This is a genomic window from Methylophaga sp. UBA4204, assembly GCF_002379485.1.
In the GTDB taxonomy this organism is placed as follows: Bacteria; Pseudomonadota; Gammaproteobacteria; order Nitrosococcales; family Methylophagaceae; genus Methylophaga.
Genome location: NZ_DFTU01000100.1, coordinates 41147 through 41503, shown reverse-complemented (window position 1 = coordinate 41503; position 357 = coordinate 41147). Strand labels below are relative to the sequence as shown.

At 43.1% G+C, this 357-nt stretch carries 1 protein-coding gene; it reads right to left on the bottom strand.

Annotation, left to right across the window (positions count from 1 at the left end):
* Window positions 1-94 precede the first annotated feature (94 nt).
* On the bottom strand, window positions 95-357 hold a 263-nt coding region (locus B3182_RS15070), incomplete at its 5' end, for a LuxR C-terminal-related transcriptional regulator (protein ID WP_292753376.1).

Below are 357 nucleotides of genomic sequence, written 5' to 3'. Positions count from 1 at the left end.
ACTGTAATTTGCTAGGGCGTGTTGACCTTTGTAAATCCAGTAATTATTGCCGGCAATCCTGGTTGAGGATTGTCGGCATTAATTTATTCAGTAGTTACCTGCCATCCTGTTGATGCTTCCACACCACCGCCTCCAAACGTGAAGTAAGATTCAGTTTGCGCAGGATATTTTTGATATGCACTTTGACAGTGGTATCACGAATGTCCAATTTTCGGGCAATGGTCTTATTATTCATTCCCTCAGCCAGACATTCCAGAATTTCGTTTTCACGCACCGTCAGATTGACCTCATCCGCACTCACTTTATGCTGCGGGTCTATGAATGCTTTCTTTAATATTTCGGTCATGCTGTCCTGTA